Source organism: Paenibacillus turicensis (assembly GCF_050461185.1).
GTDB lineage: Bacteria > Bacillota > Bacilli > Paenibacillales > Paenibacillaceae > Fontibacillus > Fontibacillus turicensis_A.
Genome location: NZ_JBCMOR010000005.1, coordinates 308,441 through 327,374 on the forward strand (window position 1 = coordinate 308,441; position 18,934 = coordinate 327,374).

22 protein-coding genes are annotated in these 18,934 nt (G+C 39.8%); 17 read left to right on the forward strand and 5 right to left on the reverse strand.

Going from position 1 to position 18,934, the window contains the following annotated elements:
- The first annotated feature begins 1 nt into the window (after position 1).
- Positions 2 to 1,021, forward strand: coding sequence for a ThiF family adenylyltransferase (locus ABE099_RS03475; RefSeq protein ID WP_430027402.1), 1,020 nt, complete (start codon positions 2 to 4; stop codon positions 1,019 to 1,021).
- Between the two features lie 70 nt (positions 1,022 to 1,091).
- Complete coding sequence (locus ABE099_RS03480) at positions 1,092 to 1,604, forward strand: MogA/MoaB family molybdenum cofactor biosynthesis protein (RefSeq protein ID WP_430027404.1); 513 nt, start codon at positions 1,092 to 1,094, stop codon at positions 1,602 to 1,604.
- 25 nt (positions 1,605 to 1,629) lie between these two features.
- Here ABE099_RS03480 and moaC read toward each other — a convergent pair whose 3' ends face one another.
- A complete protein-coding gene (gene moaC / locus ABE099_RS03485) occupies positions 1,630 to 2,121 on the reverse strand; it encodes a cyclic pyranopterin monophosphate synthase MoaC (RefSeq protein ID WP_430027406.1) in 492 nt (163 codons plus the stop codon).
- A gap of 86 nt (positions 2,122 to 2,207) precedes the next feature.
- On the opposite strand from moaC, the gene ABE099_RS03490 reads away from it, so the two are divergent.
- The 10 genes from ABE099_RS03490 (at position 2,208) to ABE099_RS03535 (ending at position 10,019) form a co-directional block, all read left to right on the forward strand.
- Positions 2,208 to 3,470, forward strand: a complete 1,263-nt coding sequence (locus tag ABE099_RS03490; protein WP_430030435.1) for a molybdopterin molybdotransferase MoeA — start codon at positions 2,208 to 2,210, stop codon at positions 3,468 to 3,470.
- The gene (gene mobB / locus ABE099_RS03495) at positions 3,458 to 4,009 is read left to right on the forward strand and encodes a molybdopterin-guanine dinucleotide biosynthesis protein B (protein ID WP_430027408.1); all 552 of its coding nucleotides are present in this window, start codon (positions 3,458 to 3,460) and stop codon (positions 4,007 to 4,009) included. Before ABE099_RS03490 ends, mobB begins: the two co-directional genes overlap by 13 nt.
- Entirely contained in the window at positions 3,996 to 4,442 is a 447-nt protein-coding gene (locus ABE099_RS03500; protein WP_430027410.1) for a molybdenum cofactor biosynthesis protein MoaE, read from the forward strand. The genes mobB and ABE099_RS03500 overlap by 14 nt, the downstream gene beginning before the upstream one ends.
- On the forward strand, positions 4,439 to 4,678 hold the full coding sequence (moaD, locus tag ABE099_RS03505; protein ID WP_430027412.1) for a molybdopterin converting factor subunit 1: 240 nt from the start codon (positions 4,439 to 4,441) through the stop codon (positions 4,676 to 4,678). The genes ABE099_RS03500 and moaD overlap by 4 nt, the downstream gene beginning before the upstream one ends.
- A complete protein-coding gene (locus ABE099_RS03510) occupies positions 4,678 to 5,271 on the forward strand; it encodes a molybdenum cofactor guanylyltransferase (protein WP_430027414.1) in 594 nt (197 codons plus the stop codon). The genes moaD and ABE099_RS03510 overlap by 1 nt, the downstream gene beginning before the upstream one ends.
- 16 nt (positions 5,272 to 5,287) lie before the next feature.
- Positions 5,288 to 6,301 (forward strand): GTP 3',8-cyclase MoaA, encoded by a 1,014-nt coding sequence (gene moaA, locus ABE099_RS03515; protein ID WP_430027416.1) that lies wholly within the window; start codon positions 5,288 to 5,290, stop codon positions 6,299 to 6,301.
- Between the two features lie 82 nt (positions 6,302 to 6,383).
- Positions 6,384 to 6,797 (forward strand): hypothetical protein, encoded by a 414-nt coding sequence (locus ABE099_RS03520; protein ID WP_430027418.1) that lies wholly within the window; start codon positions 6,384 to 6,386, stop codon positions 6,795 to 6,797.
- Positions 6,798 to 6,862: 65 nt separating this feature from the next.
- Positions 6,863 to 7,585, forward strand: coding sequence for a YwiC-like family protein (locus tag ABE099_RS03525; protein ID WP_430027420.1), 723 nt, complete (start codon positions 6,863 to 6,865; stop codon positions 7,583 to 7,585).
- Between the two features lie 349 nt (positions 7,586 to 7,934).
- Positions 7,935 to 8,372 (forward strand): GAF domain-containing protein, encoded by a 438-nt coding sequence (locus tag ABE099_RS03530; RefSeq protein WP_430027422.1) that lies wholly within the window; start codon positions 7,935 to 7,937, stop codon positions 8,370 to 8,372.
- Between the two features lie 15 nt (positions 8,373 to 8,387).
- Positions 8,388 to 10,019, forward strand: a complete 1,632-nt coding sequence (locus ABE099_RS03535; RefSeq protein WP_430027424.1) for a thiamine pyrophosphate-binding protein — start codon at positions 8,388 to 8,390, stop codon at positions 10,017 to 10,019.
- Between the two features lie 131 nt (positions 10,020 to 10,150).
- Here ABE099_RS03535 and ABE099_RS03540 read toward each other — a convergent pair whose 3' ends face one another.
- Entirely contained in the window at positions 10,151 to 10,702 is a 552-nt protein-coding gene (locus tag ABE099_RS03540; protein ID WP_430027426.1) for a hypothetical protein, read from the reverse strand.
- Between the two features lie 72 nt (positions 10,703 to 10,774).
- Positions 10,775 to 11,512 carry an alpha/beta hydrolase gene (locus ABE099_RS03545; protein WP_430027428.1) on the reverse strand — a complete coding sequence of 246 codons (738 nt, stop codon included), beginning with the start codon at positions 11,510 to 11,512 and terminating at the stop codon, positions 10,775 to 10,777.
- 269 nt (positions 11,513 to 11,781) lie between these two features.
- Between ABE099_RS03545 and ABE099_RS03550 the strand changes: the two genes are divergently transcribed.
- The 5 genes from ABE099_RS03550 (at position 11,782) to thiD (ending at position 17,162) form a co-directional block, all read left to right on the forward strand.
- A complete protein-coding gene (locus tag ABE099_RS03550; RefSeq protein WP_430027430.1) occupies positions 11,782 to 12,717 on the forward strand; it encodes an aldo/keto reductase in 936 nt (311 codons plus the stop codon).
- A 134-nt stretch (positions 12,718 to 12,851) separates the two neighbouring features.
- Entirely contained in the window at positions 12,852 to 13,529 is a 678-nt protein-coding gene (locus tag ABE099_RS03555) for a succinylglutamate desuccinylase/aspartoacylase family protein (protein WP_430027432.1), read from the forward strand.
- Between the two features lie 56 nt (positions 13,530 to 13,585).
- Positions 13,586 to 14,401, forward strand: coding sequence for a glutamate racemase (gene murI / locus ABE099_RS03560; RefSeq protein WP_430027434.1), 816 nt, complete (start codon positions 13,586 to 13,588; stop codon positions 14,399 to 14,401).
- Positions 14,402 to 14,806: 405 nt separating this feature from the next.
- Positions 14,807 to 16,225, forward strand: a complete 1,419-nt coding sequence (locus ABE099_RS03565; RefSeq protein WP_430027436.1) for an RtcB family protein — start codon at positions 14,807 to 14,809, stop codon at positions 16,223 to 16,225.
- 109 nt (positions 16,226 to 16,334) lie between these two features.
- Positions 16,335 to 17,162, forward strand: a complete 828-nt coding sequence (gene thiD / locus ABE099_RS03570; RefSeq protein WP_430027438.1) for a bifunctional hydroxymethylpyrimidine kinase/phosphomethylpyrimidine kinase — start codon at positions 16,335 to 16,337, stop codon at positions 17,160 to 17,162.
- Positions 17,163 to 17,206: 44 nt separating this feature from the next.
- On the opposite strand, the gene ABE099_RS03575 is transcribed toward thiD, so the two are convergent.
- Both ABE099_RS03575 and ABE099_RS03580 read right to left on the reverse strand, forming a co-directional pair.
- Positions 17,207 to 18,313: a YheC/YheD family protein gene (locus ABE099_RS03575; protein ID WP_430027440.1), complete on the reverse strand. Its 1,107-nt coding sequence runs from the start codon at positions 18,311 to 18,313 to the stop codon at positions 17,207 to 17,209.
- A gap of 57 nt (positions 18,314 to 18,370) precedes the next feature.
- Complete coding sequence (locus ABE099_RS03580; protein WP_430027442.1) at positions 18,371 to 18,850, reverse strand: GNAT family N-acetyltransferase; 480 nt, start codon at positions 18,848 to 18,850, stop codon at positions 18,371 to 18,373.
- Between the last annotated feature and the right edge of the window lie 84 nt (positions 18,851 to 18,934).

Consider the following 18,934-nt stretch of genomic DNA (forward strand, 5'->3'; position numbering starts at 1 on the left):
AATGGAGAATCGGTATTCAAGGCAAACCCTTTTTCGGTCTATTGGTATAGCGGGGCAGCAACAATTAGAACAAGCCGTCGTAGCTGTAATTGGTTGTGGTGCACTTGGTTCTGCCATTGCCGAAACTCTAGTTCGAGCAGGAGTTGGGCATCTTCATCTCGTGGATCGGGATGTGGTTGAGTTATCTAATTTACAGCGTCAAGTGCTGTTTAGTGAACAGCATGCCATGGAAATGGTGCCAAAAGTCGTGGCGGCTAAGCAGCGACTTCGTGAGATTTCATCAGATGTGAAGCTATCGATCTATATGGATCATGCAGATGGCGTGCTTATTGAGGAGCTAGCTCAAAAATGTCATATTTTGATGGATGCCACTGACAACTTTGAGACGCGGCTCATTATCAATGATGTCGCACTTAAAGTAGGACGGCCGTGGATTTATGGTGCATGTGTAGGGAGCGCTGGTGTAGTCTTTCCGTTTATACCAGGTGAATCTGCATGTTTTCGTTGCTTGTTGCCGGTTCTCCCCTCCTTAAATGAAACATGTGATACGGTCGGAATTATTGGTCCTGCTGTCCAAACCACGGCTGCACTTCAATGTGTAGAGGCATTAAAATGGTTAACGGGTAATCAGGCTGCAATGATACGGAAGGTACACCATTTTGACCTGTGGAACAACAGTGTGATCGATGTTGGGATAACTCGAATTAAAAGGGAGGATTGTCCATCCTGTGGAGCTTTACCCACCTATCCAGCGTTGTCAGAATCAGAGCATACCAAATTTGTAGTGTTATGTGGCAGGGATACCGTTCAGGTAATTCCCGATTACAATCGAACCATTGGTTTTGATGATGCGGAGACTGTGGCGAAGCTAGCGCAGCTTCCACTGCGGCGCACGCCTTATTTTGTAGAACTGCAAGCTTCACCTTATCGTATGATTTTATTCCAAAATGGTCGGCTGTTAATTCATGGTTTAAGTGATATTAATCTAGCTCGTAGGTTGTATCACCAATTTTTTGGTTGATTGACGTATGTAGAACATATAACGAATGCTAAAGAATCTCAAAGAATTTTGTTGCAAAGAGGTGAATGAAATGTCCGTTGTGTCCTCAACTAAGATGAAGTCGCCACTGGTCGGTACCATTTTAACCGTAAGTGATACGAGAACAGTAGAAAATGATCATGGCGGCGGGAAAATATATGAATTGCTAGTAGAAAATCAGCACATTATTGCGCATCGTATCATTTGTGCAGACTCCATCACAGAAATACAGGAGAAATTAGCAACGTGGATATCTTCTGACGAGATTGACTTCATTATTACGACGGGTGGAACTGGGATAGCTAAACGAGACGTTACGATTGAAGCGGTGGCACCGCTATTGGAGAAGGAAATTGTGGGCTTCGGAGAATGCTTTAGATGGTTGAGCTTCACAGAAGATGTGGGGACACGTGCCATTGCAAGCAGAGCATTAGCTGGAACGGTGAATGACAAAGTTTTATTTGCACTCCCAGGTTCCGTCAAGGCTGTTCAACTTGCGATGAATCGATTGATTTTACCAGAGCTAAAGCATCTCGTTTTTGAAGCAACAAAGCATAAGAAATAAGAAATAAGAGATTATCGCTAGTGCACTAGGCTTGACGCGTATAATCACCACTTTTTCCACCCGTTTTATTCATAAGCATCGTAGGACCGATGACCATTTCTTTACCTGCGGCTTTACACATATCATAGATCGTTAATGCGGCGACGGATGCAGCGGTCAACGCTTCCATCTCAACACCTGTGGCGCCATTTGTTTTAACCTCTGCTTCAATCAAAATGACATAATGCTGACGTTGCTCATCAATTTCCCACTGAAAATGGAGATTGGTGCTTGAGAGTAGGATGGGATGGCACATTGGAATGAGCTGTGAAGTGTTTTTTGCCGCCATAATTCCAGCGACCTGAGCCACTGCAAACACATCACCTTTTTGATTCGCGCCTGCTTTAATTTGTTGATAGATTTGTTCATTTACTGTAATTGAGGAGTGAGCCTTAGCCGAGCGTGCAGTATCCTTTTTGTCTGAAATATCGGTCATTCTGGCACGACCCTGTTCATTGAAATGCGTAAGTTCTGTCATCATTATATTCCTTTCAATAGACCCTTTAAGGGATGTCTTAAAAAGCAGTAATAGTAGTATAGCATACATGAAAGGGGAGTTGAATGTTGTTTGAACATAGACAACCGATCTCTGTAAAAGAAGCGATCTCACGCTTAATGTCACATGTAACAAAAGGTGAAACTGAAACGATTACGCTTGCAGGCAGCTATGGCGCCATTTTAGCAGAATCAATCATCGCCCGTCACGACGTACCTTCGTTTCACCGCGCGCCTTATGATGGCTTTGCTATTTCTGCTCAGGATTCAATTGGAGCAAGTGAAGCCAATCGTATCTCTTTTCAAGTTGTGGATCATATCGGAGCGGGCAGTGTAACAACACGTCAGCTTGTACAAGGACAAGCCGTGCGGATCATGACAGGTGCAGCCATGCCTGTGGGAACAAATGCTGTAGTTATGCTTGAGCAAGCTCAGGAACAGCAAGAGGGAGCATCATTTACGATCCGTAAAGCATTTGCCCCATGGGAAAATGTATCACTGCAAGGTGAGGATGCGAAGCTTGGGGACATGTTAATCGAGGCTGGTGAAGTGATTCACCCGGGAACAATTGCATTACTTGCCACCTTTGGGTACAGCCAAGTCCAAGTTGCTAAAAAACCAATCGTGAGCCTCATTGCGACAGGTTCAGAGCTGCTAGAGGTGGATCAGCCTTTAGAGCACGGGAAAATTCGTAATAGTAACGGACCGATGATTGCCGCTCAATTAGCTAGAATGGGAATCTCCTTGAATTTTATGGGAAGCATGTCCGATAGCTTGCCAGATAGCTTACAAAGTATAAAGCAAGCATTAGAGCAATCTGATTTTGTTATTACAACAGGTGGCGTATCTGTTGGTGACTTCGATCATTTACCTGCGATATATAAAGAGTTAGGTGCAGAAGTGTTATTTAATAAAGTTGGGATGCGACCAGGCAGTGTCACTACCGTTGCAGCTAAGGATGGGAAGCTTTTATTTGGTTTATCAGGCAACCCCTCAGCTTGCTACACTGGCTTTGAACTATTTGCTAGACCCGCTATTTTAAAAAGCATGGGCTGCAATAAACCGTATTTACCTTATACACAAGCGGTACTTACTGAAGATTTCACAAAACCCAATCCATTCACACGTTTCGTTAGAGCGGTATATCAGTTCCAAGACACAGAGGCGACGATCACCCCTGCTGGCTTTAATAAATCCAATGCAGTAAGCTCGATTGCTCGTGGCAATGCCTTTATGGTGCTTGCTGGTGGAACAAGAGGGTATAAAAAAGGCGATATCGTTGATGTGTTGTTGCTAGGTGCTGAGGTTGGAGTAAGTCAATGGCGGATTTAAAAGTTTTGCAGGTTGTTGGCTACAAAAATAGCGGGAAAACAACACTGCTTGCCGCTTGGACAGAGCTGCTTAGTCAACAAGGTAAAAATGTAGCCGTCATTAAGCATCATGGACATGGTGGGGCATTAGAACTGCCACAGCAAAAAGTTGATAGTGTTGTAATGCTAGAGTCAGGAGCCATCAGTTCCCTTGCTTATGGAGATGGATGTATTCAGCTTCATATGCAGCAGCAGGAGGTAGACTTAACTCAATTAATCGAAATGGTTCAATGGTCTAAGCCAGATATTATTTTTATTGAAGGCTATAAGCAAGCGGAGTACCCTAAGGTCGTTCTTCTTCGTCAGCAGGAGGATTGGAATTCATTAAGTCAGTTGTCCAAAATTGTAGGGGTAGTTGTACCCATTAATACTGAATTAGATATTGATGTGGATATGAAGATCGAGCTTGCAAATCATACTGTTATTCAAAGAGAAGATATAAAGGCAACCCAGCAATGGCTACAGAAGTGGATGGATGGTGAGACAGATGAAGATGTTTGAAATTGTAGAAAAGCCAATCGAGGTTCAGCCCTATATGGATGCCGTACTTCATTCTGGTGCTGGCGCAGTGACCGTATTTACAGGTCATGTTCGGGAGTGGACAAATGGAGTTAGGACACTTTATTTATCCTATGAAGCTTATGTGCCGATGGCAGAGAAAAAGCTTGCTCAAATTGGTGATGAAATCCAGGAACGTTGGCCCGGCACGCGCGTTGCTATTGCTCACCGCATTGGTGAATTACACATTTCTGATATTGCAGTGGTTATTGCTGTTTCCTCACCGAATCGAAAAGCTTCGTATGAGGCAAATGAATATGCCATTGAACGTATTAAGCAGATGGTTCCGATCTGGAAAAAGGAAATATGGGAAGACGGCGAGGAATGGATCGGGTCTCAGAAAAGAAAACCAGAGCAAGGAGAGGTTTCGCAATGATTACGATTACGTATTTTGCAAAAATAAAGGAACTCACAGGCAAGGAGCAAGAGGTGCTTCCCATTACAACGATGACAGTTCAGGAAATAAAGGAATGGGTGAGTCAAACCTATATAGGCTTTAGCCAATACGCAAGCTCTGTGCTGGTTGCTTTAAATGAGGAATATGCGTTACCAGAGGATCGCATTCAATCTGGAGATATTGTTGCCTTTATTCCACCAGTTAGTGGTGGGTAATGAAAACTGTTGGGATTTTACTTGCAGGCGGACAATCAAGACGGTTTGGCTCACCTAAGGCTTTTGCAGTAAGGCAAAATAGGTACTTTTATGAGTGGGCTTATCAGGCATTAACCTCCGTTAGTGAGCAAGTGATCATTGTGACCCATAGGGAGCTAATGGAACGTTTTCCATCTCATCTTGAAGTAATAACAGATCATGAGCAGTTCGTTGGTAAAGGTCCACTAGCAGGGATATATACAGCGATGAAACACATAGAAGGTGAGCAATACATCGTATTGCCTTGCGATATGCCTTTGATTACAGCGGAAATAAGTATGAATTTATTAAAAAAAACAGATCGATGTTTTATACAAAATTACGATGTAAGTGCAGTTCAATGCCAAGAACAAGCTCATCCACTTGTGAGTGTGTGGAAAAGAAGCGTTTTGTCATCGTTAGAGGATGTATTATTACAAGATCAGCTTGGTGTTATGAGATTACTTAACCAAGTGCACACGTATTGGGTTGATGGGTTTCAACTCACAGCAGAAGCGGAGCAAATTTTTCGAAATATTAACCGTCGTGCGCAGTGGAGCAATGAACAGGAATAAAGGAAGAGGTGTAGCCATGACAGCCAAAATAGTAGATAAGCTACAACGACCCATGCGAGATTTGCGGATTTCAGTAACGGATCGTTGTAACTTCCGGTGTACGTATTGCATGCCAAAGGAGCTGTTTGGCGATCATTATGCCTTTTTACCTAGAGAAGAGTTACTAAGCTATGAAGAGATTGTTCGGTTAGTCAAATTATTTGTAAGCCAAGGTGTGCAGAAAATTAGAATTACGGGCGGAGAGCCACTTTTACGTAAAAATGTCAGTGAATTAATTCAGAAAGTACACGCAATTGATGGCGTTGAGGATATAGGTTTAACTACAAATGGGGTTCTCCTGCATAAGTATGGGGCTGAGCTATATGAAGCGGGACTTCGACGTTTAAATATTAGTTTGGATGCACTTGATCCAGTTTTATTTGGAACGATGAATGGTAGAGGAATAGATTCGGCTCCTATTTTAGCTAATATTGATTATGCACAGAGACTTGGTTTTGAGATAAAAGTAAACATGGTTGTACAAAAAGGAGTTAATGATCAAGAAATCATCCCCATGATGGAATATTTCAAGCATAAAAAGATTACACTTCGATTTATTGAATTTATGGATGTCGGTAACGATAATGGCTGGAGCTACAAAAAAGTAGTGACCAAAAAGGAAATTTTAGATCAAATAACACAAGCTTATCAGATTGAGCCACTTGATCCTGCTTATTATGGCGAGGTTGCTAAATATTATCGTTATAACGGTAGCACTGCAAAAGTTGGGTTTATTACTTCTGTGTCGGAGTCATTTTGCTCGACCTGTACAAGAAGCAGAATTTCGTCGGATGGAAAGCTATATACGTGTTTATTTGCTTCAGAAGGCTTTGATTTACGTGATATGTTGCGTAGCGATGCAACTGATCAGGAATTAGTAGAAGCTATTCGCAGCGTCTGGGGGAACCGCGGGGACCGTTATTCAGATGAGAGAACAGAATATACAGCAATCCATCGTAAAAAAATTGGTATGTCTTATATCGGCGGATAAGCTAAGGGTAAAATCTATTCAATTTATTATGAATTATTACAAATTATTCTAATTATTCTAAATTAAGAAAGGATTGATACTTATGGCAGTAGGACCATCATTAAGACAATTACATGCACATCATGCGATTCATGAGGGTGGGATAGCTGGAGCAATCGAAAAAACAGAGCTTTATGAGCAGCTTATTCAAAAAAACGAGCAGGAGCTTGCTGGAGAAGCGCTAGAGGAATTGCTAGATTACTGGGAGACACGAATTATTAGTCATGCCGATGCAGAAGAGGATGGATTTTATCAGGAAGTGGTGGAACGCAAACCAGACCTTCAAAATACCATTACTAAATTAATGCGCGATCATGATTTATTACGTATCATCGTGAAGGATATTCGTCAGCTTAGAGAAGCAGATGGACTAGTTCCTGAAATTATGAAAATGCTAGAGTCACTAATCATCGTAAATGAAATCCATAGTCGGGATGAGGAAAAGTTTCTCTTTTAACCTTTGAGTATTGTTTAAAATGATTAAATAGTCTAGCTATGGCTATGAGTTAGGGGGCGATTGCGTTGAATAAAAAAATAGTCATTCCCCATGAGCATGGCGGCTGGGCGATGGTTAGTGTCCCCTTTTTCATTGGAATGGCGGCTGGACAACCTCATTGGCTACACATTTGCTTATTTGCAGGCTGGCTATTATTATATTTGGCATCATATCCATTGTTGCAAGCGGTTAAAAGGACAAAAGAACGGCATGTAATGCTTCGGTGGGGCGCAGGGTACGGGTTAGCGGCGATATGTTGTTTAATTATTCCACTAATGTATTATCCACAGCTTTTTATTTTTGCTGTGCCACTTTGCTTATTGTTGATGATTAATATTTACTATGCAAAACAAAAGAAAGAACGAGCATTGCTTAATGACATCTGTGCCATCTTTAGCTTCTCCTTGGCGGCAGCGGCAGCCTATTTGGTTGGGGGAGGGACTTGGAACCTCACCATGCTGCAAGTTGTTCTAGTTAATTTCGTGTATTTCATAGGGACCGCCTTTTTTGTAAAAACAGTGTTCAGAGAGCGACTTAGTAAACAGTGGCGTGTATATGCTAAAGTTTATCATGTCTTAGCGTTATTGGTACCATTTGCGATTGGACAGCCATGGGTAATCCTTGCCTTTATTTTTCCAGCCTTACGTACCTTCCTTTATGCAGGGAAAAAATTAAAGCCGATGAAGGTAGGAGTACTGGAAATTGTAGGTGCTGTGCAATTTTTAATCCTCTCAATTGTAGTAATCTAGCTTGCGTATTTAATAGTTTATAATTGAATAGATGCATTTTTATAGTATGGGACTAAGTGATAAATCACTTTTGTCACTATGCAATAACACCTTCAAGTTGATTCCTTGTCTTACGACATTCAATCATTTTCTTGAAGGTGTTTTAATTTTCTTCCCAGCATCCCCACCAAGCAATTTTTATTTAGCCGGATATCTCTAAATAATCATGAGGTTATTAACCAAAGATTGGAAACATATATTGAAAACTGACATGTAATAGTGATCTTACATCACTGAAAGCTTACCATTCTACAATTGTATGATTTTTGTAAAACAAAATCAGATTGACAATTCCAAGAGGGGAAGATATATGAATACAACCATATTAAAACAGTTATTTAAAGAACTTTTAGAAATTGTAGCTATACCGGATATCGGATACCATAAATTTGAAAATGGCTGTTTAAAGCCTGTTTATAAGACTGAAACCGATATTCTTGGAATGGAAAAATGGAAAGCAGTACATGAGCAGCAACCTGTGTCGATTAAAGATACGATTGTATTAAGGGAAATCTCACAAAAAAAACAGCCAATTGAAATTTATGATACCAAAAACGATGCCAGATCAGCACATGAATTTTTTCTATTTGGAGTAGATAGTATTTTGATTATTCCGGTTGTAAAAATGGATGAGGTGAAGGGGATTATAAGTATTGTCTCCATTGGTACGCTACATTCATTTACAAAAGCAGAAATCGATGTCTGTTGGAGCCTTTCAAAATATTACTTAAAAGATGTAGTTGTATAAAAAGGAGGGTTATACATGAGAATTGCCAATCAAATTTTAATGTATTTAAAAAAAGTGGGAGTAAACCATGTTTTCGGGATTCCGGCAGGTACGATAAGTCCTCTTATTGATGCATTAAACGATGTTCCTATTCAACCTATTGTTACTAAAAATGAAGGCGGTGCCGCTTATATGGCTACCAGATATGCCAGTGTAAGCAAAAAACTTGCTGTATGTATTGGTGCCGGCTGCGTTGGTGCCAATAACATGATGAATGGCGTAGGGGATGCACATAGAGGTAAGGCTCCTGTCCTGTTTCTTACTGGCTATATTCATAGATGGCAGATTGGTAAGGGGGCAATTCAAGAACTAGATACGGAACAAATTTTTAAGCCAATTACCAAATACAGCAAAACAATATTAAAGGAAGAAGATGTAATGAAAGAACTGGCATATGCAATAGAGACAGCTTTAACTGTTCCTATGGGGCCAGTTCATTTATCAATTCCTATTGACATTCAAAATGCTGATCTGCCACTGCAAATACCCGAATTTCAAGCCCCTATCTATCATTCTTGCATTGAATCAGAAGAGATCATGGCTAATGCCTGCAAGGCTATAGATAATTCTGAAAAAGGGTTGATTCTAGTAGGTAAGGGATCAAGAGGTAACACTAATATAATAAAAGAGTTAAGCACACACCTTAACTGGCCGGTTATTACTACTCCTGAGGGAAAAGGCGTCATAGCTCAGGATTTTCCTTTAAACCTTGGCAATTACGGTTTTGCTAGCACCCATGCCGCTTTTTCTTACGTAAACGATCCTACTGTTGATTGCATTCTTATCTTGGGAACAAGTTTAGGTGAGAGTGCTACGAATAACTATAGCGAAGCGCTCACTCAGGGTAAGAAGGTTATTCATATTGACTGGGATGAGAGAGAACTTGGAAAGGTATATGAAACGCATTTCAAAATCTGCGCTGACTTAGCAACGGCAATACCCTATCTGATTAAAAATACCAAAGTAAAAAATGAAGTCTTTCAAAGAGGGACCATAAATCAACCGTCAAAAAAGATGAATACTGGAGTTAGTATTAAAAAATTCATGGAAGATTTACCCCAATATATGCCTAGAGATACCTTTTACGTAGCGGATATGGGGGAATTTATGAATTTTGCATTTCAATATTTACAAATCCCAGAGGAAGGAGATTTTGAGACGGGCTTAAACTATGCGGCTATGGGATCTGCGATCGGCGGGGCTATCGGAGTGCAAATGGCCTATCCACAGCGAAACGTAGCTGTTTTTGCAGGCGACGGTTGCTTTTTTATGAATGGAATGGAAGTACTGACAGCAGCTGAATATCAGTTGCCTATTATCTATTTCATAATTAATAATGCTATGCTTAGCTTTGTTGAACATGGTCATCAATTCCTCTTTAATAGAGTCATTGAAGATTTTCACCAGAAAAGAATCAGCATCGCAAATATGATGGCAACCTGCGGTCTTAAGACCCTAGTCATCGAGGATAACAGTGAGATCACCAAACTTCCCGAAATTTTAAAGGATAGAAAAGGACCTGTAATTATAGAGATTATGACAGATGGCAGTGAACCTGCCCCAAACAGTGACAGATTAAAAGCGTTACAAAAAGAAAAGTTTACATAAACAATGACGAAGCTTAACAAATGTCCTTTATGGTGTTTTTGCATGATTTATTAAAAAAGCTTGTCATTGTTCAAAGTGAACTGTGACAAGCTTCTTAATTTATATTATTTGGTGTAAATAAAATGTATAAGTTAAAGCGATTTTAAGTAAGAACTTAACTCCGTAGAGGGAGTGACTTCTAGCTTATAATAATCTATTTTTTGTTCATTTTGTATTGAGTATGTGACTTTTACGTAAAGAAGCTTATAAATCGCAAGAAAATGGTTATCAACGGTTGCTACTGCAAGACCAAAGGGCTTACGGATTGACAGGGAATCCTTTGATACGATGACCTTTGTTCCGCCATTAGGAAGATATGGAATACTACTTGCCACAACAGCATTCATTGAATAAATACCTAGCTTATCAGCCATATCAGGATGTAAGGAAAAGCTTAATGTTACTCCCTTTAGATTAATTTTATTATATTGCATTACAACATGATAGCTTAACTCGTTTATGCCATTCTCAGCTTTCTGTAACTGAATTTCAGCCGATAGTTGATAGTCGGTTTTTGGTTGTGAGAACTCACTTGAAGCTGTAGTTATAAAGTGGTCAAGATCCCAACCCTCACGTCGGTATTGCTCCAGAGCAGCTTTATTTTGAGAAGATTGGCATCCAGATGTTATCAAACTAAAAAACATAATAAGTATTAAAAAAACTCCCTTATTGCCTTGCAATGTAGTTATCCCCTTTATAAATTGGTCAATTGGAAATTAAGGCAACCATTGCAAAATGTGATCTACAATTTGCTTCATTTGCTGTTCCCCACTTATTGTTGCAGTTCCATCCCCTTTTTGGAAGCCATAGCTGCCAAATTGACTATGGTTACCCCCTTCAATCTGCTCAAACTTAGTATTCGCAGGTAAATTAACTTTACTTTCTTCATAACGTGCCCAGTTTAGCACCTTATCGTTTGAGGCCACAATCGAGAGCACAGGCAATTTCATATTTGCTAAGCTCCCTTTCTCATCGGCATAGGAGCCGAGAAAAAACACGCCGGAAATTTTGTCTGGATTGGAAACGGTATATCTAGCTGCCATAACCCCTCCTAAGGAATGACCACCAATCACATATTGCTGATAAGGCTCTTTTTTAACAATTTCTTCAGCTCGATCGCCAGCAAGTACAGCTAAATCTAACGGCATTTTTACGATATAAGTTGGATGTCCAGACTGTGCCAAGGCATGTGCAAAAGGAGCATAAGCTTTTTCGTCTACAAGTCCCCCCGGATAAAAAATTACCGCAGGTTCTACAGGATGGATGGGGGTAAAGGAAATCCAATGACTTTGCTCATCAATGGCAATACCCTCTTCTTGCTTCATTTGCATTGCTTGCAGTGCAGTGGGTTCAGGCTGATAAGGCTGTAAATAGATTGCTCCACCGATGACGAGCAGTAATAGGATTAGAAGGAATAACTTCCACCATTTAAATGTAAATATTTTTTTAATCATCTTTCTACCTCTTTAATTAGTTTTGTTTTTATTCGTCGTATTTTTGTAGGTTCTAATTTTGCTTAATTTGATTTTTGTTTGTCAGCATTCATATCTTGCCATAGTGTTATCCTTTTGTCTATTGTATACAAAGTTTTTTTATTCCAGTTTTATGGTATAATTTCGATAGGTTTACTCTTGTTTTTGCAAAGTATAACAAAGCTATTTTGGGTTATTATTTTGTATGGATCTTTTCCATAAAATTTGCGGATGAATAGGAGATGTTAAGGATGACTGAATTCAAACGATTAGGTAAATCTGATTTATTAGTGCACCCGATTGGTGTAGGTGCAAATGCGGTAGGTGGACATAATTTATACGGTAATTTGGATGAAGCAGCAGGGAAGCAGTTAATTCACACGGCTTTAGATTCAGGAATTAACTTTATCGATACTGCCTTTATATATGGCCCAGGTCATTCTGAGAGATTGATTGGTGAGGTAATTTCTGAACGGGGAAAACGTGAGGATGTCATCATTGCTACCAAAGGGGCACATAAAATTGTTGGACAAGATGTCGTCATGGATAACTCCCCTGAGTATTTAACCGAATCTGTTCATGGGAGCTTAGAGCGCCTACAGACAGACTATATTGATTTGTTTTATATCCATTTTCCTGATGAAGCTACACCTAAAGATGAAGCAATCGGGGCTTTAAAACGGTTAAAGGATGAAGGTAAGATTCGTGCCATTGGCGTTTCAAATTTCTCGCTGGAACAGCTAAAGCAAGCTAATCTCCATGGTGATGTAGATGTATTCCAAGGCGAATACAACTTACTAAATCGCTCCGCGGAGCAACAATTATTTCCTTATCTCATCGAGCAACAAATCTCTTTTATTCCTTATTTCCCACTTGCATCTGGCCTGTTGACGGGGAAATATACACCCCAAACAGAAATTAAGGATTTGCGTAAAGGACTTCCTTACTTTAAAGAAGAAAATTTCATTCCTACATTAGAAAAAATTGAGCAACTCAGACCGATGGCAGAAGCGAAAGGCGTGGAAATTAGTCATATCGTATTAGCATGGTATTTAACAAGAGAAGCAATTCCAGCGATTATCCCAGGTGCTAAAAATGCTCAGCAGGTGCTGGCGAATTTAAAAACGATTGATGTCCAATTAACTGCGGATGAAATTTCAAAAATAGATCAGCTTTTTCCTGCATAAACTTGATACCACAAGAGCTTTCTTTCCTATTTTGTCTTAGGGAGAAGGCTCTTTTTATAATTTCGGGACTGATAACGTTATGCACACTACCTCCACGTGCATACAATAATAGGAAAAAGGAGGCGACCGTAGGGATGGAAATAACAAAAGGGATATTAGCACCTGAAACCTCGTATCGCACACCTTATACTCTATTTCGTAGCACGCAAGCAGGGCCTGTGATGATGATTGCAGCAGGCATACATGGGAATGAAACGGCAAGCATACGAGCAGCCCAAAACTTGATCGCCAAATTAAATACAGGAAAATGGGGTCTTCGTCAGGGCACTTTGGTTGTTGCTCCAATTATGAATAAGCAAGCTTATTCAAAGCGAATTAGAGGTGTACCTGATTTAAATCGTACCTTTCCGTACTACGCTGGTGGTTTTGCTACTCACCCGATCGCTAAGGATTGGATGGCATTAGCTCGAAAATATAAGCCCTCGTGGTATCTTGATCTCCATGAAGCAAATGGATTATCACAATTAAATGCAAAATATTTAGGGCAAACGTTAATTGTGAATAAAGGCAACAAAGCAATGGGGAGTGCCAAAAAAATAATTTCACGCCTAAATGGTACAATTTCAAGTAAAGCTCACCATTTTAATTTAAAAGTTAAGCCGCTAGGAGGTTCCTCACGGATGGCAATGGTTCATAGCTTTAAGGCTGCATCGGTAACGGTAGAGACCTGTTGGAGCTTACCTTTTAACAAGCGGGTTCAATATCAGGAGGAAATTTTACTGCAATTTCTGAAAGCTGCAAAAATGCGCTAGTCAGTGCTACTTGCCATAGGGCAATATGTCGCGTTATGCTGTTATTATAATGTTTAATGGATTGGTTAGTATTAATTTATGATGTTGGGAGTAAACGTATTATGTCGATCGGTTTTTTTGATTCAGGGCTGGGAGGTTTAACAGTATTAGCGGATTCTTACAAGGCGATGCCTCATCAGGATTATTTATATATTGCGGATACGTTACATGTTCCTTATGGTACAAAGCAAGCTGAGGATGTTAAAAAATATGTTCTTGATGCCACATCCATTTTAGCAGAGCAGGGGATTGAAGCCCTTGTGGTGGCTTGTAACACGGCGACTAGCATTGCAATTAAAGAACTAAGGCAGCAATATCACTTTCCTGTTATTGGAATGGAGCCTGCAGTAAAGCCAGCGCTTGAAATGAGTCGGCGTGCAGGGCTAAGAGTACTTGTATTTGGAACACCACTTACACTTAAACAACCAAAATATCATATGCTTGTGTCAAGTATTGATGATGAGTCCTTAGTGGATTCAATGCCACTACCAGAGTTAGTTCATTATTGTGAAAGCTTAGTATTTGATGAAGACGAAATGAAGCAATACTTTAACAATAAACTTGCAGGATATGATTTAAATCAATATGGAACGATTGTATTAGGGTGTACGCATTACTCTTATTACCGTCATATTTTAAGTCAAATTGTCCCTACACACATTAAAATTATTGATGGAAACGCGGGTACTGTTCACCGTCTAAGTGAAGTATTAGGACACCCTGAATTGCACTTATCAGAGCATAAGGGAACCGTTTCTTTAATGTGTACGAACAACGATCCTAAATATATTCAAAAGATGCACACCGCATGGAAAAGGTTGTTAGAAAATTAATTATAGTTGTTTATTCCTTTTAAAAGGATTGACAGCATGTAGAAAAATTAGGTATTATATTTCTAAATTATAACAAAGGAGGCCATGAGAATCATGACAAACAATACGAAATTACACAATCAATCTGAATATGCAAGAACCGTTCTCATGGGTCTGATACGTACGACATAATACTAAATGTAGTTCCATTATTTTCTATATCTTGTTAATGGGTGTAATTTAATATCAGAATATATCGCCATGGAGCTTAATTCCATGGTTTTTTTGCGTCCATATACAACATTTGTTATCAGACCCCTAAAAGAAAATAATAATACAATTGGTGGCTCAATCTAAAAATTAGGTGTTGCTAAGGATTTTTAACCCCTAATTTTGGTTTGAGCCGAGAAGGGAAATGAGTAATTTATGAGTTACATTCACGAGGTACAATTACCTGCTGGAAAATTAAAAGTATATATGAATGAAGATATGTTTAATACACTGGATTACAAAGTGTTAGAGATGGCAAATAACAATTTGCAGATCCCTAATATCCAACATATGAGCTACACCCCTGATGTGCATGTAGGAGTAGGAACATGTATTGGTACAACAGCCGCTTGGAACATGGATAATGGGGTTGTATCTCCGTCAATTGTTGGGAGTGACATTGGTTGTGGTATGAGGGTTCATTTGACTAATCTCCATAAAGAGGATGTACAGGACATTAGACTTCGGCGCAAGCTTGTTCGTAGAATTGAACAGTTTTTACCGATGGAGGCACATCAACGTGGACATTTTAGTGATATTCGCTTAGAGCATATTGTGAAAAAAGGCTTGCATGGCCTTCCGTCTAAATATGTTCCTGATGGCTATACGCCTAAAAAGGCAACCTCATTAAGTCATGTTGAGAGCAGTAAGTATGCTTTTGACGAGGAAGTGCTTAATGATATCGAGGATATGACGTGGCATCGTGCGCATCGTCAGCTTGGCACACTTGGAGGAGGAAACCACTTTGCTGAAATCCAAGCGATAGAAATTGCACCAGAGCAACGTGAGATTGCTGAAAAATGGGGGTTATTTGATGGTCAAGTCGTGGTCATGATCCATTCTGGCTCAAGAGCTTGGGGTGGATATGTAAGTCAGGTAGGACTTACTCAGGTACAGAAGGCAATGCAACGTCTTGGCTTAGGGACAAGTGATCCACGTTTAGTGTTTGCCCCAATGAATGAGCCCGAGGCACAAAAGTATGTCAACCAAATGTATTCGGCTTTAAATTATGCGATCGTGAACAGACATTTAATCGCTTATGCTATTCGTGAAGCCTTTTTAGATATATTTGGCCCAAAAACGAAGTTTGCTACCCTTTATGACTTAATGCATAATTATGCTTTAGAAGAACATCATGAGCAATACGGAGATGTATTTGTTCATCGTAAAGGGGCTACGCGTGCATTACCTGCTGGGCATGAAGGCAATCCTAAACCTTATGTAGCTACTGGGCACCCTGCACTCATTCCTGGCTCGATGGGCACAGCTTCGTATATTATGGTAGGTCAGCCAAGTGGCGTGGATAATTATTATTCCATTTGCCATGGTGCAGGCCGTGTACGCTCGCGTTCAGCTACGAAGCGATTAATTACGGTAGATGAGTTTGCAAGTGCGTTAAGAGTAGGGCAGGAGGATGAAATTGTTGTAAATCAGAACTCCTTAGAATCGATTTTGGATGAGTCACCACAAGCGTATAAAAATGTAGATGATATCATTAATAGTGTAACTGGAGCATCACTTGCCAGTGTTGTTGCTAAATGCCTACCTCTTGCCGCGATAAAGGGAGCGAAATAGGGCGAAATTTGTGCAAAAAAAGTTTGAGCACACACAAAAATGTATTATACTATATAAAAACATTGCGACTTGACGTTGCTAATTTGCGTTTTGAAAAGGAGTAATTATTTTGGGAAGTGTACTTAAAACTTTAACTGTAGCCGGTAGTGATTCTAGTGGTGGAGCAGGAATCCAAGCCGATTTAAAAACCTTTGAGGAATATGGTACGTATGGCTTAAGTGCACTTACGACCATAGTGACGATGGACCCTGATCAAGATTGGCACCATCGTGTTTATCCGATTGATGCGGCGTTAGTGGCAGAGCAGCTAAAAACGATTTTAGCTGGTGGTCCTGTAGCAGCGATGAAAACAGGGATGTTAGGTAGTGTGGAAATCATACAGGTTGTTGAAGCGATGATCAAGGCTAACGATCAGAAAAATGTTGTCATTGACCCTGTTATGGTATGTAAAGGGGAAGACGAGGTATTAAATCCAGAAAGTGCAGATGCTATTCGTGATTTGTTGTTGCCGCTAGCTACAGTTGTAACACCAAACCTGTTTGAAGCAGGCGTATTGTCCGGATTGGGCAAATTATCAAGTCTTGATGATATGAAGCAAGCTGCGATTAAAATTCATGAAATTGGTGCCCAAAATGTAGTTATTAAGGGCGGTAAAGCATTAGACGGTGATCATGCGATCGATTTATATTATGATGGGCAAGAGTTTACTGTGTTTGAGACACAAAAAATAGAGCCAGCACATAATCATGGTGCAGGTTGTACATTTGCGGCTGCGATCACAGGTGGTTTAGCAAATGGCTTAAATGTCAAAGAAGCTGTAGCCAAAGCAAAAGATTTCGTTACTGAAGCGATTGCTAGTGGTTATCAATTTAACGAATACGTAGGACCTGTTTTCCATGCAGGTTATCGTTTGAAGCATAAAGCGAATATTTTGTAATACAAAAGCTGTAATACAGCATTAAAATACCGCCTCGATCTAATTTAAGATGAGGCGGTATTATTTTGTTTATGCAACCATAATGCATATTCCAGTGGTCTGCGAATCGCCTGCTGATAAGCCTCCGTATCCCCAGATTGCAGGAACACTTGACGTGCTGGTTTAGGATTGACCTCAATTAGATAAATTCGACCTTGGCGATCTATCCCTAAATCCAAAGCAAGCTCACATAATGCTTCATACGTATCTTCTAAATAAGCAGCAATTTCAAGACTAAGCTGCTCAGCGGTTGTTCTAATTTGCTCGCGTTTTACCTCAGTAAATTTCCATTCTTTTAATAAGTTATCCATCGGAATGGCTTTACCCCCGCCATGTAGGTTGGAGGTTACACTTCGCTCAGGGCCCATACGACCTGCACAACCTGTGACCTGCCATTTTCCATTTCCGTTTTTTTGAACTAGCATGCGATAATCATGTACTCTTCCATTAGGCAACTTGATCTGTATGCCTTGCTGTACTAGAAAACGTTTATCGCCTCGCCAATGAAGCAAATACGATTTAAGCTGCACTAGGTTCACTTTACGTTCAGGAATAATTTGTCTTGACGGTTTCCTACCTTGAATACGGTATTGATTCGGAGACAATTTTTCAATTCTTAAAATGCCTCTGCCACCGGTTCCATTTATGGGCTTAACATACACACATTGATGCTCCTGTAGCATTTCCAAAACATTATTTATATTTAAAAATAGTTTTGTTTGAGGAAGAAAGGGGCGGAATTTACTCTTTTGAGATAACGTTTGATGTATGGTCCATTTATCTCGTAGGGGACGGTTTAAAAATAGTTTATCACGATAACGGACACGGAATGTTTTGAGTTGCTCAAAGCGTTTGCTTTTTTGAATACGACAGCGGTCAAAAATTAATTGAGGAAACTTTTGCCACTTCCTAGACCACTTTTTTGTGCTGGGATTGTAAACAAGTGCCCAAATCATGTCCTTATTCTTATGAACATCCATAGGGGTAAATACAAAAATATCTAAGCCCAGCTTTTGACCTTCTACGATCATTTTTTGATAAATTTGCCTCTCTTCAAGTTGCTTTTTATCGTTCAGGTATAATGTTAGTATACCTAATGAAGGCTGTGGCACACACGATCACCTCTTCAAGTTCATTCAAGCTTAAGTAATCAAACTACGATTTAACTATTATTGGATGGTGGTTGCTGCTTTAAAGTTGGTGTGAGAAGCTTCCATAATAAGAAAAGAATAATGTTTAGAAAAAGTAATCATTTGCGTAGCTATAAGCCCACTATTAAAGCACATTTTTACAGCAGCTTTATTCCACATGGGGACCTGATAACATACAGTTCCTAGTTCTATAAGTTGTCTAGATAATAACTGTGTACCTATGCCCATATTGCGATACAGGGGGTGGACAATAATTAGTCCGATATCTTGACCATAATTTGTTGTAATGGCGAAGCCTGCAATTCGTTCCCCCTCTTCGGTTCTAACCGTAGCTAGTAAGAAGGAAGAGTCTTTTTGATGTAGTTTGGCAGATGATAATTTGTATAGGGAAGGGAATATAGAGTGTGAATCTAGTTCATTACATTTTGCGTATTTCTTATATAAGGATAAAATATGCTGATGAATTTGTTCCCAAGAACCATCTTGATTTATATTCATCGCTCTTATGTTCATGTAGAGTTCCCCTCCCATTCCATTAAATCAAGTCTTTGTGTCAATGTACCTTAAACTTTAAATGAGCTT

Bases quoted from the DNA above. Each gene is read 5' to 3' on its own strand.
- ABE099_RS03475 (WP_430027402.1), top strand. From the start codon at position 2: ATGGAGAATCGGTATTCAAGGCAAACCCTTTTTCGGTCTATTGGTATA.
- ABE099_RS03480 (WP_430027404.1), top strand. From the start codon at position 1,092: ATGTCCGTTGTGTCCTCAACTAAGATGAAGTCGCCACTGGTCGGTACC.
- moaC (WP_430027406.1), bottom strand. From the start codon at position 2,121: ATGACAGAACTTACGCATTTCAATGAACAGGGTCGTGCCAGAATGACC.
- mobB (WP_430027408.1), top strand. From the start codon at position 3,458: ATGGCGGATTTAAAAGTTTTGCAGGTTGTTGGCTACAAAAATAGCGGG.
- ABE099_RS03500 (WP_430027410.1), top strand. From the start codon at position 3,996: ATGAAGATGTTTGAAATTGTAGAAAAGCCAATCGAGGTTCAGCCCTAT.
- moaD (WP_430027412.1), top strand. From the start codon at position 4,439: ATGATTACGATTACGTATTTTGCAAAAATAAAGGAACTCACAGGCAAG.
- ABE099_RS03510 (WP_430027414.1), top strand. From the start codon at position 4,678: ATGAAAACTGTTGGGATTTTACTTGCAGGCGGACAATCAAGACGGTTT.
- moaA (WP_430027416.1), top strand. From the start codon at position 5,288: ATGACAGCCAAAATAGTAGATAAGCTACAACGACCCATGCGAGATTTG.
- ABE099_RS03520 (WP_430027418.1), top strand. From the start codon at position 6,384: ATGGCAGTAGGACCATCATTAAGACAATTACATGCACATCATGCGATT.
- ABE099_RS03530 (WP_430027422.1), top strand. From the start codon at position 7,935: ATGAATACAACCATATTAAAACAGTTATTTAAAGAACTTTTAGAAATT.
- ABE099_RS03535 (WP_430027424.1), top strand. From the start codon at position 8,388: ATGAGAATTGCCAATCAAATTTTAATGTATTTAAAAAAAGTGGGAGTA.
- ABE099_RS03540 (WP_430027426.1), bottom strand. From the start codon at position 10,702: ATGTTTTTTAGTTTGATAACATCTGGATGCCAATCTTCTCAAAATAAA.
- ABE099_RS03545 (WP_430027428.1), bottom strand. From the start codon at position 11,512: ATGATTAAAAAAATATTTACATTTAAATGGTGGAAGTTATTCCTTCTA.
- ABE099_RS03550 (WP_430027430.1), top strand. From the start codon at position 11,782: ATGACTGAATTCAAACGATTAGGTAAATCTGATTTATTAGTGCACCCG.
- ABE099_RS03555 (WP_430027432.1), top strand. From the start codon at position 12,852: ATGGAAATAACAAAAGGGATATTAGCACCTGAAACCTCGTATCGCACA.
- murI (WP_430027434.1), top strand. From the start codon at position 13,586: ATGGATTGGTTAGTATTAATTTATGATGTTGGGAGTAAACGTATTATG.
- ABE099_RS03565 (WP_430027436.1), top strand. From the start codon at position 14,807: ATGAGTTACATTCACGAGGTACAATTACCTGCTGGAAAATTAAAAGTA.
- ABE099_RS03580 (WP_430027442.1), bottom strand. From the start codon at position 18,850: ATGAATATAAATCAAGATGGTTCTTGGGAACAAATTCATCAGCATATT.